The organism is Streptomyces hilarionis (assembly GCF_024539675.1).
Classification (GTDB): domain Bacteria; phylum Actinomycetota; class Actinomycetes; order Streptomycetales; family Streptomycetaceae; genus Streptomyces; species Streptomyces hilarionis.
Map to the genome: position 1 here is coordinate 1 of NZ_JAHHIT010000209.1, position 12770 is coordinate 12770.

Annotated in this window: 10 protein-coding genes and 1 pseudogene; 5 read left to right on the forward strand and 6 right to left on the reverse strand. The window is 75.5% G+C overall.

The genetic code is table 11. From position 1 onward, the window contains the following. On the forward strand, window positions 1-872 hold an 872-nt coding region (locus tag KMS84_RS34755; RefSeq protein ID WP_285894336.1), incomplete at its 5' end, for an acyl-CoA carboxylase subunit beta. Window positions 873-885: 13 nt separating this feature from the next. Then, window positions 886-1524, forward strand: coding sequence for a ScbR family autoregulator-binding transcription factor (locus KMS84_RS34760; RefSeq protein WP_256920524.1), 639 nt, complete (start codon window positions 886-888; stop codon window positions 1522-1524). Between the two features lie 335 nt (window positions 1525-1859). On the opposite strand, the gene KMS84_RS34765 is transcribed toward KMS84_RS34760, so the two are convergent. The 6 genes from KMS84_RS34765 to KMS84_RS34790 form a co-directional block, all read right to left on the reverse strand. Further along, window positions 1860-3107: a ketosynthase chain-length factor gene (locus KMS84_RS34765; RefSeq protein ID WP_256920525.1), complete on the reverse strand. Its 1248-nt coding sequence runs from the start codon at window positions 3105-3107 to the stop codon at window positions 1860-1862. After that, window positions 3104-4369, reverse strand: a complete 1266-nt coding sequence (locus KMS84_RS34770) for a beta-ketoacyl-[acyl-carrier-protein] synthase family protein (protein WP_256920526.1) — start codon at window positions 4367-4369, stop codon at window positions 3104-3106. Before KMS84_RS34770 ends, KMS84_RS34765 begins: the two co-directional genes overlap by 4 nt. Window positions 4370-4379: 10 nt before the next feature. Continuing rightward, a complete protein-coding gene (locus KMS84_RS34775; RefSeq protein ID WP_256920527.1) occupies window positions 4380-5150 on the reverse strand; it encodes a thioesterase II family protein in 771 nt (256 codons plus the stop codon). Between the two features lie 177 nt (window positions 5151-5327). Next, a complete protein-coding gene (locus KMS84_RS34780; RefSeq protein ID WP_256920528.1) occupies window positions 5328-6950 on the reverse strand; it encodes a nitrosuccinate lyase in 1623 nt (540 codons plus the stop codon). Next, window positions 6947-8944: an FAD/NAD(P)-binding protein gene (locus tag KMS84_RS34785; RefSeq protein ID WP_256920529.1), complete on the reverse strand. Its 1998-nt coding sequence runs from the start codon at window positions 8942-8944 to the stop codon at window positions 6947-6949. Before KMS84_RS34785 ends, KMS84_RS34780 begins: the two co-directional genes overlap by 4 nt. 151 nt (window positions 8945-9095) lie before the next feature. Next, window positions 9096-10856 (reverse strand): condensation domain-containing protein, encoded by a 1761-nt coding sequence (locus KMS84_RS34790; RefSeq protein WP_256920530.1) that lies wholly within the window; start codon window positions 10854-10856, stop codon window positions 9096-9098. Between the two features lie 345 nt (window positions 10857-11201). Here KMS84_RS34790 and KMS84_RS34795 point away from each other — a divergent pair, with 345 nt between their 5' ends. The 3 genes and pseudogenes from KMS84_RS34795 to KMS84_RS34805 all read left to right on the forward strand — a co-directional run. Next, window positions 11202-11978, forward strand: coding sequence for an alpha/beta fold hydrolase (locus KMS84_RS34795; protein ID WP_256920531.1), 777 nt, complete (start codon window positions 11202-11204; stop codon window positions 11976-11978). A gap of 68 nt (window positions 11979-12046) precedes the next feature. Then, window positions 12047-12628 (forward strand): adenylyl-sulfate kinase, encoded by a 582-nt coding sequence (gene cysC / locus KMS84_RS34800; RefSeq protein ID WP_256920532.1) that lies wholly within the window; start codon window positions 12047-12049, stop codon window positions 12626-12628. After that, a pseudogene (locus tag KMS84_RS34805) lies at window positions 12625-12770 on the forward strand (sulfate adenylyltransferase subunit CysD); the annotation flags it as partial. The gene cysC and the pseudogene KMS84_RS34805, both read left to right, overlap by 4 nt.

The window sequence follows — 12770 nt, forward strand, 5'->3', positions numbered from 1 at the left end:
ACTTCGCCTACGACGACGAGGAGACCTGCATCGCCGAGGTCCGCTACCTGCTGTCCCTCCTCCCGCAGAACAACCGGCAGTTCCCCCCACAGGTGCCGTGCGCCGACCCGCAGACCCGCCGCTCCGAGATCCTGCTGGACCTGGTCCCCGCCGACGGCAACCGGCCCTACGACATGACCCGGGTCATCGAGGAGATCGTCGACGACGGCGAATACCTCGAGGTCCACGAGCGCTGGGCCCGCAACATCATCTGCGCCCTCGCCCGGCTCGACGGCCAGGCCGTCGGCATCGTCGCCAACCAGCCCCAGACCCTCGCCGGCGTCCTGGACATCGAGGCCAGCGAGAAGGCCGCCCGCTTCGTGCAGATGTGCGACGCCTTCAACATCCCGATCATCACCCTCCTGGACGTGCCCGGCTTCCTGCCCGGCGTCGACCAGGAGCACGGCGGCATCATCCGCCACGGCGCGAAACTCCTCTACGCCTACTGCAACGCGACCGTGCCCCGGATCTCGCTGATCCTGCGCAAGGCCTACGGAGGCGCCTACATCGTCATGGACAGCCAGTCCATCGGGGCCGACCTCACCTACGCCTGGCCGACGAACGAGATCGCCGTCATGGGCGCCGAGGGCGCCGCGAACGTCATCTTCCGCCGTCAGATCGCCCAGGCCGACGATCCCGAGGCCATGCGGGCCCGCATGGTCAAGGAGTACAAGTCCGAGCTGATGCACCCGTACTACGCGGCCGAACGCGGCCTGGTCGACGACGTCATCGACCCCGCCGAGACCCGCGAGGTCCTCGTCAGATCCCTGGCCATGCTGCGCACCAAACAGGCCGACCTTCCCCCACGCAAGCACGGCAACCCGCCGCAGTAACGGAGCACCCTGAATGGTCAGACAAGAACGAGCGCTGCGCACCCGCGAGGCACTGATCGAGGCGGCAGCCACCGTCTTCGACCGGGACGGCTTCAGCGTGGCGTCGCTCACCGCGATCAGCTCGCTGGCCGGAGTGAGCAACGGAGCGCTCCACTTCCACTTCGCCAGCAAGGCCGGTGTGGCCGACGCGGTGGAGGAGGCCGCCTCGCAACGGCTCGACCACATAGTCGCGGCCCACGAGGGCGCGGTCGGCAACGCCCTGCAACTGCTGGTGAACACCTCGCACGACCTGGCCCGCCGGCTCGGCGAGGACGTGGTGCTGCGCGCGGGCTTCGACCTGAGCCGGGAACAGGTCCACCAGGGGGACCGGGACCTGTACCGCCAGTGGCACGAGTGGGTCGAGGGGGCGCTGAAGCGCGCCGACTGCGAGGGCGTGCTCAACGAGGTCACGCCCGAGCAGGTGACGTCCTCGGTGGTGGCGGCGACCACCGGCTTCGAGGTCCTGGGCGGGCGGGACCCGCAGTGGCTCTCGCACCGCACGGTCACCAGGTTCTGGCAGCTGCTGCTTCCCCGGCTGGCCACGCCCGCCGTGCTCGACGACCTCGTGGCGGCCGGCGGTCGCGACGACACCGGCCCCCCGGGGACCACCTGAGCCCTTCACATCAGCGGCCCGTCCCCCCCCGTTCAGATCAGCGGGCCGCCATCACGCACCTGTGGGCCGCCTTCACCAGCGGCTCACCCCACATCGACAGCCCGTCAGCCCATCCCGCGCGCACCCCACCTTGCGAGCAGACCACTCCGCCGGCAGGTCGACCGACCGCGCCGGCGGTGGCGTTGAGGCAGGGGCCCCTTGCGCGGGGCCGGCTCGCGTCGGTCCGCCCATCACGCCCGTGCGACGCGGGGGAGGGGGGCGGGGCCGCCGGGACGTGGGGGATGTCGTCCCGGCGGCCCCGGGGAGCGGGCCCGCCCGTGGGCGGTTCCGCCCGGTCAGACGGCGCTGAGCACGGCCGCCGAGTTGAAGCCGCCCCGGCCGCGGGCCAGGACCAGAGCGTGACGCAGGGACGTCTCACGGGGCGCGGTGACGAGATCGACGGGGCAGTCCGCGGCGGCCCGGGCGGTCCCGGTCGTCGGCGGAATCACCTGGTCGCGCAGCGACAGCAGCGCCGCGGCCACGTCCAGGGAAGCGCCCCCGGCCAGCAGCCGTCCCGTCATCGACTTCGGCGCCGTGACCGGCACGCCCCGCGGACCGAACAGGCCCGCCAGCGCCTCCGCCTCGGCCCGGTCCGCGGCACGCGCCCCGGCCGCGTCGGCGAACACCACGTCGATCTCCTCGGGCCGCACCCCCGCGTCCTCCAGGGCCATCCGCGCGGCATCGCCCAGGCGCGGGACGCCGGGGCCGTCGAAGGTGGCCGCGTACCCGGTGAACGCCCCGTACACGCGGGCGTCGCGCTCGCGGGCGGCGGCCTCGCTCTCCAGGACGAACAGCGCGCCGCCCTCGCCGACCACATGACCGCAGGCCTCGGCGTCGAACGGCAGGTAGGCACGGGCCGGGTCGGGCACCGGGCTCAGCTCGCCGGCGGCGAGATGGGCGGCCCAGCCCCACGGACACAGCGCCGAGTCGACGCCGCCGGTCACCATCAGCCGGGCGCCCTTGCGGATCTGACGCCGGGCGTGGGCGACGGCGTCCAGACCGCCGGCCTGCTCGGAGACGACGACCCCGCTGGAGCCGCGCAGCCCGTGCCGGATGGAGATCTGGCCGGTGTTCACCGCGTAGAACCAGGCGAAGGACTGGTAGGCGCTGACGTGCTGCCCGCCCTTGGACCACAGGGCCTGAAGCTCGCGCTGGCCGAACTCGAAACCGCCCGCGGAGGAGGCGGTGACCACCCCGGCGCCGTACTCGGGCAGCGCCGTGGGCCCGGTGCCGCAGTCGTCGAGGGCCTCCTGGGCGGCGACCAGCGACAGCCGGGTGACCCGGTCGGTCTGCGTCAGCAGCCGGCTGGGCAGGTGCTCGTCGTCGACGAAGTCGGGGACCTCCCCGGCGATGCGCACCGGGTAGCGCGAGGCGTCGAAACGCGTCACCGGGCGGATGCCGCACTCGCCGCGCAGGGTCGCCGCCCACCAGGCCTCGGCGCCCAGCCCGTTGGGGGCGACGACGCCGATGCCGGTGACGACGGAGCCGAGAGCGGCCCGGACGGCCGCCCGGACTGCGGGACGGTCCAGTGTGGCTGTGGTCATGCCGCCTCCTGAAGTCGCGGCCGGGTCAGGACGATGGCGCTCTGGAAGCCGCCGAAGCCGCTGCCGACGCTGAGCACGGTGTCGGTGCGCTGCTCACGCGCGGTGAGCGGGGTGTAGTCGAGGTCGCAGGCCGGGTCGGCCTCGTGCAGGTTGGCCGTCGGCGGCACGGTGTTGTGCTCGATGGCCAGGGCGCTGGCGGCCACCTCCAGCGAGCCGATCGCGCCGAGCGAGTGGCCGATCATGGACTTGATGGAGCTGACGGGCACCCGGTAGGCGTGCTCGCCGAGGCTGCGCTTGAACGCGGCGGTCTCGTGCCGGTCGTTCTGCTTCGTGCCCGAGCCGTGCGCGTTGATGTAGTCGACGGCGGTGGCGTCCAGACGGGCCTCGTCGAGCGCCGCGCGGATCGCCTCGGCCATCTCCACGCCGTCCGACTTCAGCCCGGTCATGTGATAGGCGTTGCTGCGCCCGGCGAACCCGGCGATCTCCGCGTACACGTGGGCGCCGCGCCGCCGGGCGTGCTCGAACTCCTCCAGGATCAGCACGGCCGAACCCTCGCCCAGCACGAAGCCGTTGCGGGAGCGGTCGAAGGGCCGCGAGGCGGTCTCCGGCTCGTCGTTGCGCGGGCTGGTCGCCTTGATGGCGTCGAAGCAGGCCACCGTGATCGGGGAGATCGGCGCCTCGGTCGCACCGGTCACCATCACGTCGGCGCTGCCCTCGCGGATCAGGTCGACGGCGTGGCAGACGGAGTCGATGCCGGAGGTGCAGCCGGTGGAGACCAGCGAGACCGGGCCCTGGGCGCCGACCGAGAGGGCCACCTCGGCGGCCATGGAACTGGGCACGAAGTAGTCGAAGAGGTGGGCGACCGCCCGGGTGTGGTCGACCTCCCAGGTGCTGCCGTTCTCGCTGACCACGCCGTACTCGTTGTCGAGGCCGGTGGTGCAGCCGACGGCGCTGCCGAGGGTGACACCGGTGCGCACCGGGTCCAGAACGCCGGTCAGTCCGCTGTCCTCCACCGCCTCCCGGGCGCTGACGAGGGCGAACTGGGCGGCGCGGTCGAGGCGGGCGGCGTCGGCGGCGCCGATCCCGTGGGCGACCGGATCGAAGTCCGCCTCGGCGGCGATGCGCGAGCGGAACGTGCTCGCGTCGAACAGGGTGATGCCGCGCGTGGCGGTGCGGCCCGCGGTCAGCGTGTCCCAGAACGCGCGGGTGCCCACGCCGCCCGGGGCCACGACCCCGATGCCGGTGATGACGACCCGCCTCATCGTGTGTCCCTCACAGTTGTCCTCCAGATATGAGCTCAGGTACGAGCCGGGTGCGCCGCACCACGCGGCAGGCGCGCCCGATCAGCCGGGGCGCGTGGGGGCCGCGGAAGAAGAAGTGGTCACCGGGGACCGTGCGCCGGACGAACCGGCCGGTGGTCCAGCGGGCCCAGCCGTCCATCGCCGGCGCGCCGACGGCGGGGTCGTCGCGGCCGCCGACGGCCAGGACGGGAACCGCGAGCGGGCCGTCCGGGTCGGCGAGCGCGTCGGCGCGCAACGCGTGGGCGAGTCTGAGGTCGTCCCGCAGCAGGGGCGCCACCCGGCGGTACCAGAGGCTGCCGGGGGCGGCGAGGGCGCGCTCGGGCGCCGCGCCGAGATCGGTCGCGAACCGCAGCAGCCGCTCGTCGGACAGGTCGTCCTCGATGCCGGGCGCCGCGGTCTGCGGCGGGGGGCTCGCACCGACGGCGAGACAGGCGGGAGCGGGCAGCCCCCGGCCGGTCAGGGCGCGGGCGAGGGTGTAGGCGACGACGCCGCCCAGGCTGTGCCCGTACAGCACGTACGGGCGGCCGTCGGCGATCTGGTCGGCGAGCGGTTCGAGGAGCGCGTCCAGCAGTTCCTCGCGCGAGGTCGCCCGGGGCTCACGGCGCCGCACGCCGCGGCCGGGCAGCAGCACGGGGACCGTGCTCACCCCGGGGCCGGCGCCGGTGCGCCAGTGCGCGAATCCGGACACGCCCGCGCCGGCGTGCGCGAAGCAGTAGAGCGTGACCGGCGAGCCATCCCGCATGGTGTTCGCACCTCCTCGGCCGCCGTGGGCAAGAGCGCATCGGCTGCTTCCGAGCCTCGCCGACGTGCCTGGAGGAAGACTCGAATCAACCATGTGCGCGAACACCGTGCGGACGGTGGCCCGTTGCGGGCGGCCACGGTCGTGCGACGGCGGAGCGGGCCGGGCGGCCGCCGTTTCTCAGACCGCGCACGTCGTGGAGTGCGGGGCCGCCCTCACCGGCGCCGGCGCGGGTGCCGGGCGCGCTGCGACCGCCTCCGGCACGGCCGCCGCTGCGGTGGCCGTCGGCGTCGTGGCCGCGGGCGCTGAGGCCGCGGGCGCTGAGGCCGCGGGGGCTGTGGTCACCGCCGTCGGGGCGGTCGGCGGTGTGGGCGGGGCGGTCGGGGCCGGCGTCGTCGCCGGGGTGAGTGCGTGGGCCGTCAGGGCCGGGGCGGCGCCCACGTAGGCGGTGGGGTCGAGCAGGCGCTCCAGCTCTTCGGCGCTGTGGTGGGCGGTCACCTCGGGCAGGGCGCTCAGCACCGCCAGCAGCGGGAGCCCCTCACGGTCGGCGGCGCGCGAGGCGTCGGCCAGCAGGTCTCGCGCGCGCGCCCTGCCGATCCTCGGGGCGAGCAGGGCCGCCAGACGTTCGCTGACCACCTGACTGCCGGTCAGGTCGAGGTTGCGGCGCATGCGGGCCGGGTCGGGGGTGAGACCCCCGGCCAGTTCGGCGGCCGTCACGGCGGCGCCGCCCGTCAGCCGCAGCGCCTCGCGCAGCAGCAGCCACTCGGCGTGCCAGACCCCGGCCGAGCGTTCGTCCTCGGTGACCAGGCACTGGGTCAGCCCCGCGGTCAGCAGCGGCACCTGGAGGGCGGCGCTGCGGATCAGGGTGGACAGCACGGGGTTGCGCTTGTGGGGCATGGCGGAGGAACCGCCCCGCCCCGCGACCGCCGGCTCGGCGACCTCCGCGATCTCCGTGCGCACCAGCACCTGTACGTCGGCGGCGAGTTTGCCGAGCGCCCCGGTGGTGAAGGCGAGCGCCGCGGCGGTGTCCGCGACCGGGGTGCGCAGCGCGTGCCAGGGCAGCGCGGGGCGGGCCAGCCCGGTCTCGGCGGCGAACGCGGCCACGAGCCGTTCCCGGTAGTCCCCGGGCGTCGTCGTCGCGCCGTCGCCCGGCCCGGCGAACTCCAGATATCCGGCGAGCGTGCCCGCTGCCCCGCCCAGGGAGGCCGGCAGCGCGTCACGGGCGGCCTCGATCCGGACGGCGGCGTCCCGCACCAGCCGGTGCCAGCCCGCCGCCTTGAGCCCGAACGTGGTGGGGACGGCGTGCAGGGCGAGGGTGCGGCCGGCCATGACGGTCCCGCGGTGCCGGCCGGCCAGCGCGGCCAGGGCGGCGGCCGTGCGGTCCAGGTCGCCGAGGATCAGGTCCAGGGCCCGCCGGCACATCATCATCAGGCCGGTGTCCAGCACGTCCTGGCTGGTGGAGCCGCGGTGCACGTACTCGGCGGCCTGCGGGTCGTCGGCGGCCACCGCCTCCGTCAGGGCGCGCACCAGCCCGACGACCGGGTTGGCGCTCTCCCGGGCCTGGAGCGCCAGCGCGCGCGGGTCGAACCGTTCGGCGCGGGCGGCGCGGGCGATGGCGTCGGCGGCACGCACCGGGACGGTGCCCAGGGCGGCCTGCGCCCGCGCGAGCGCCGCCTCGGCGTCCAGCATGCACTGCAACCACGCCGTCTCGCTGACGGCTTCCTCCACGGCCGTCCCGGCCCGCACGGGGGAGAACAACCCGCAGTCCGGGCCGCCGTCGAAGCCGGGCGTCGGGCGGTTCATGGCGTCATCTCCAGCAGGTCGGCGGGGAGGCCGGGAAGGCCGGGAAGGCGGGGACCGCCGGCGAGGGCGACGGGCAGACGCGCGGCGCCGAGGCCCAGGACCGTGCGGGCGATGGCGTCGGAGTCGCCGAGGATCACCGAGTCGACCCCCGGCCGGATGCCGGCCGCCGTCACCCAGTGCACGGACTCCGTCGGGACGCCGTAGGCGAACCGGCGCGGGTGGGCCCGGCCGTGCATGTCCACGGTGTGGTACGGCCGCTCGGAGACGGCGAGGCCGCCCGACTCGTAGCCGGTTCCGCGGGCGGCCGGCATCCGGTAGGGCGCCGCCTGGCCGGTGACGAGGAGATAGCGCAGCAGCGGGTCCGCGGTGCGGTGCAGGTCGGGTTCCGGCAGCCGGGCCTCGATCAGCGCCCTCGCGTGGACCGGCGCCGCGTCCATGTCGTCGGCCGTGGCGACGAACGCGGGCCGGCCGCCGTCCGTGCCGAGCGTGATCCGGGTGCCGGGGCCCAGCGGACGGACCACGTCGGCCTCGATCAGCGCGCGCAGCTCCTCGATGCGCGAGACGGGGGGACCGATCGACAGGTAGGCGTTGAGCGGCGTGTACCAGCCGGTCAGCTCCTCCCGGTAGGAGTCGCCGTCCAGGCCGCCGTGGTCGACCGCGAGGCGTATCTCGTTGCGCAGGTCGCGCAGGACGTCGAGGGCGGCCTTGAGCGGGCCGCCGACGTTCCCGGCCCGGGCCTGCCGGATGTCCTCGCCCAGGTGGCCGAGCAGCCACCGCCGGAAGTCCGCGCGGCCGGAGAACCGGCGGCCGGCGGTGGGCCGCTCGAGGAGTTCCCAGTCCCACCTCTCGGCGCGGCCGATGCCGTACGAGTCGAGGAGGCGGTCGCGGGCCGTGCCCGTGCCGGCCGTGAGGAAGGCGGGCACGAACGCCGACGCCTCCCGGGCGCGGCCTGCGGCGCGCAGCAGCGTCTCGTAGTAGACGCTCTCCACCTCCAGCGCGATCAGCGGCCACAGGTCGGCGCGGAAACGGACCGGCTCCCCGCCCGGCCGGCGCCGCAGCGCCTCGACGGCCTCGGGGGTGAGCACCCGGGGCCGGTGCCGGCCGTGGGGGCCCTTCTCGTTCTCGCCGCGCGCGTGGTGGGGGACGCCGCGCCGGGAGCCGGCGTAGATCCGCGGCTCGCGCCCGGAGGGGAGGTAGACCAGCCGCCCCGAGCGCCGCACGAACCTGCCGCCGCGGCCGAGGGTGAGCAGCGCCATGCCGTCGAAGAAGTTCAGCCCCAACCCGCGCATGAGGACGGCCTGCCCCGACGGGACGGCGGACAGGTCCACGTCGGCGGGGTTGGCGGGACCGATGTACGTCAGCCCGTGCCGCGCGGCCGCCCGGGACCAGGCCGACTCCTCGGCCGAAGGGCGGCGCGGCACATGGCCCTGGGCGAGGATCACCGCGTCCAGGGCGCGCAGGCGCACGCCGTCGGCGAGGGTGAGGACCTGGGGGCCGCCCGGCTCCGCCTGGTCCCGCAACGCCACGGCGTGGGTGCGGTGTTCGACGACACGGCAGTGTGCGGGCGCCCCGCGCACGATGCGCCGGTAGCAGTTCCGCAGGTAGCTGCCGTAGAAGGCGCGGGTCGGGTAGGCGTCCGGATGCAGGGCCGCCGCCTCGGCGCGGGTGGCCTCGTCGAAGAGGCCCGCGGGCCCGGCCAGGACGACGGAGCGGGCCCACTCGTACAGGTCGGGCCCCCGTTCCACGGGCCCCTTCATCGCCACCGTGTCGTCGGTGAACACCGTCACCTGGGAGGCCACGGTGTTCATCAGCAGCAGCCGCGACTGGTCCGTGCGCCACACGCGCCCGGCGCCGGGCGGGCAGGGGTCCACGAGATGGATCGTCACCCCGCGCGGCGACGGGGCGGCCCGTTCGTTGGCGCAGATCCGCTCCAGCACCGACAGGCCGCGGGGCCCGGCTCCCACGATGCAGACGGTGAGGTGTCCGGCGCTCACCACGCGCCCCCGCCGCCGTGGGAAGCGGGCCGCCGGCCCGGGTGCGTCGGGCCGGCCGGACGGCGCCGGGCGGCGGGGCGGCCGCCGGGCCCGTCGCAGCCGCCGGGCGGGGTGTCGCGCCGCTGGCGAGGGGTCATGGCCGGTGCTCTCCTCACGTCGGTTCGCCGGCGGCCGTCGCCGCGGGCGCGGGGGCCATCCCCACCGGCGGCTCGTCGCCGAGCGCGGCCAGCGCGTCCGACACGGTCGCCGACCCACCCGCCAGGCCCGGCAGTTCGCACAGCAGCCGGGCGCACTGGCGCACCAGCCGCGCCGCGTCGTCGTCGGCGAGCCGGGCGCGGTCGTGGACGGCGGCCAGCACGAGGCCGGCGTCGGCGTCGCGGTGCGCCGACAGGGTCACGGGGAGGACGGTGTGCGTGCCGGCCGAGCGGGGCGCGTCGACGTCGACGCCCCGGGCGGCGAGCGCGGAGCGCAGGGTGGCGGAGCCGCGTCGCTGCTGCTCGAAGGCGACGAGGCTCTCCACGAGGGCGTCGTCCGTGCCGCGCCCGCTCCACTCGTGGACCTGACCCAGCGACACCCATTCGTAGGCGGCCAGCTCCAGTGCCTGGTCGCGCAGGTCGGCCAGCAGCCGGGCCATGGGCGCGGCGGGGTCGACCCGCACGGCCATGGGCAGCGAGTTCGTCAGCAGGCCGGGCAGCCGCTCGACGGAGTCCAGGGCGACGCCGCGGCCGGAGACCCTGACGCCGAAGCCCACCACGGCGGGCCCCGCGGGGGCGCCCGCCCGGTACAGCAGCAGCGCCCACACCGCCTGGAGCGCCCCGGCCTCGGTGGCCGCACAGGACGCCGCCCACGCGCGCAGCCGGCCGGCCGGTCCGGCGCCGAGGCGGACCTCGGCCCGTCCGGTACCGGTCAGTCCGGTGGCCGGCCCTTCGACCGCGGGGAGCACCAGGGCGGCGGCGCCGGGGGCCGCCGAGGACCAGAAGTCGCGGGCGGGCGCGGTGTCCTGGCCGGCGAGCCAGCGGGCGTAGTCCCGGCAGTCGGGACGCCGGTCCCCGCCCGGCAGCCGGCCCCCGGCCAGGTAGGCCCGGTAGAACTCGTCGAGCAGGACGGCCACGCTCCAGCCGTCCAGCACGACGGTGTGGAAGGTGAGCAGGATCCGCACGGACGGCGGGCCGCCGTCGGCCGGACCGGGTTCGTCGAGGAGGGTGAGCCGCAGCAGGCCCGGGCGGCGCAGGTCGAAGCCGCGCAGCCGGTCGCGCTCCCGCAGCTCCTCGAAGCCGACGGAGCCGGCCGGGTGGCGCACGACCTCCGCGCGGGCGTCCTCGTGCAGCACCAGGCGGGGCTCGGCGTCCCCGTCGAAGGCGGCGCGCAGAACGCCCTCGCGGTCGAACACCGACTGCCAGGCCGCGGTGAACAGGGCGGTGTCCAGCGGGCCCCGCCAGCGCCAGTGCAGTTGCTCCACATAGCGGCCGGTGCCCTGGTGGGCGAGCGCGTGCGGGAGCACGGCGCGCTGCTGGGGGGTGACGGTGACCGGCACGCTCGCGGAAGCGGCCCAGGGAGCCGACGGGTCCGAAGGAGCCGAGGAGGCCGACGCCGTGGGGGTCGCCGGGGCCGGGGACGCCGGCGGGGGTTCCGGTTCCTTCGCGGTGAGCGCCGCCAGCGCACGCCGGTCGGCCGCGCCGTCGGGCAGCAGGGGGATGTGCGGCACCCGGTGGAGACAGGCCGGAACCAGGTGGGAGGGCAGCCGTGACCGCAGGGCGGCGCGCAGTTCGGCGGGCGGGGTGCGCGTCACCACGTGGGCGACGATGCGCACGGTGCCCGCGGCGTGCCGGGCCGCGTGGACGGCCGCGTCGCGCACACCGGGCAGCGACACGAGGGCGGCACGCACCTCACCGAGTTCGACCCGGTCGCTCATGTGGTCTCCCTGTGTTCGGCGGCAGGACGGGACGGGCCCGGTTCACTGTCGCCGCGTGCGCTGCCAGAAGCCTGACGCACCGCTGACGGCCGCCGTCGGGTCCGTTCTCGCCACGGTCATCACAGGGCCCGCAGGTGGAGTCCGGCTGTGGCCCCGCTCGCGGGACGGTGGTGGCGCGGGGCGGGAGGGCCGCGCACGGGGGGCGCGAGCCCCGCGGTCACGCCTTGCGCGACGTCGGGGGTACAGGGCCTTGCGACCGTTCCTCGACCCGTGGTCCAGCGGAGCGCTCGAAGATGCCGCCAGGCGGGGAGGTGAGGACACCTCCGTTCGGCGTGAGGAGTGCGTATGCGCAAGGTCGTTTCCCGTGACGGCACCACGATCGCCTACGAGAAGGCGGGTGACGGCCCGCCGATCGTGCTTCTCAACGGGTCGTTCCGCGACCACACCATCTTCGACGCGCTCGTGCCCGAACTCGCGCCGCACTGCACCACGTACGTCTACGACCGTCGCGGACGCGGCCAGAGCGGGGACGCCCCGCAGTACGCGGTCGCGCGCGAGATCGAGGACCTGCGGGCGGTGATCGAGGAGGCCGGCGGCGAGGCCGTGGTGTTCGCCGGATCGACGGGGGCCAACCTCGCGATCGAGGCGGCCCTCGCCGGCGCACCGATCACCAGGCTGGCGCTGCACGAGCCGTTCTACCGCGTCGACGGCTTCCCCAAGCCCCCGTGGAACGTCGCCAAGACGCTGCGGGTCCTCATGGAGGAGGACCGGCGTCAGGAGGCGGTCGAGTACTTCCTCGGGAGCTTCCTGGGGCTGACCCCCGACACGGTCGCGCAGTGGCGTGAAGGCCCCATCTGGGCGGTGAACGAGGCGAACGCCCACACGCTCGCCTACGACGTGGCGATCTGCGGCGACTGCGAGGTCCCCGCCGACCGGCTCGCCGGCTACCGGACCCCCGCGCTCGTCCTCAACAGCACCGGCACCAGCGACTGGCTGCGTGCGGCGGCCCGGGCGACCGCGGCGGCGCTGCCCGAGGGCCGGTCACTGGAACTGCCCGGCTCCTGGCACCGGATCGACATGGACGTCCTCGGCCGGACCCTGGCCGGGTTCGCCACCGCCTGACCTCTTCCTCTTCCTCCGGCACGTCACCTCACGTTCAGGAGACCACCATCGTGACGACAGCTCACACCCTGGCCGCCGGGGCCCCAGCGGAGGCAGCCACCGCTGCCGCCACCCGCGAGCGCGGCGCCACCGTGTGGCTGACCGGGCTGCCGAGCGCGGGCAAGACCACCCTGGCCCGCGCCGTGGCCGAACGGCTGGCCGCCACCGGCCGCCGGGCCGAGGTGCTCGACGGCGACGAGATCCGCCGGTTCCTCTCCCAGGAACTGGGCTTCACCCGTGCGGACCGCCACACCAACGTGACCCGGATCGGCTTCGTGGCGCAGACCCTCGCCTCCCACGGCGTGCTCGTGCTGGCCCCGGTCATCGCCCCGTACGCCGCCTCCCGTGCCGCGGTCCGCGAGCGCCATGCCGCACACGGCACCCCGTACCTGGAGGTGCATGTGGCGACCCCCGTCGAGGTGTGCTCGGTGCGGGACGTGAAGGGCCTGTACGCCAGGCAGGCGGCCGGTGAGCTGACCGGCCTCACCGGCATCGACGACCCCTACGAGACGCCGAAGGCCCCGGAGCTGCGGCTGCGGACCGAGGGCAGGTCGGTGGCGGACACCGCAGCCGAACTGCACGCCTTCCTGACCGAGAGGGGCCTGGCATGACGGTCCTGACGCAGAGCCCGGCCCGGCCGTTCCGGGACACCGTGACGGTCTCCCACCTCGACGGCCTGGAGTCGGAGGCGGTGCACATCTTCCGTGAGGTGGCGGGGGAGTTCGAGCGGCCGGTGATCCTGTTCTCCGGCGG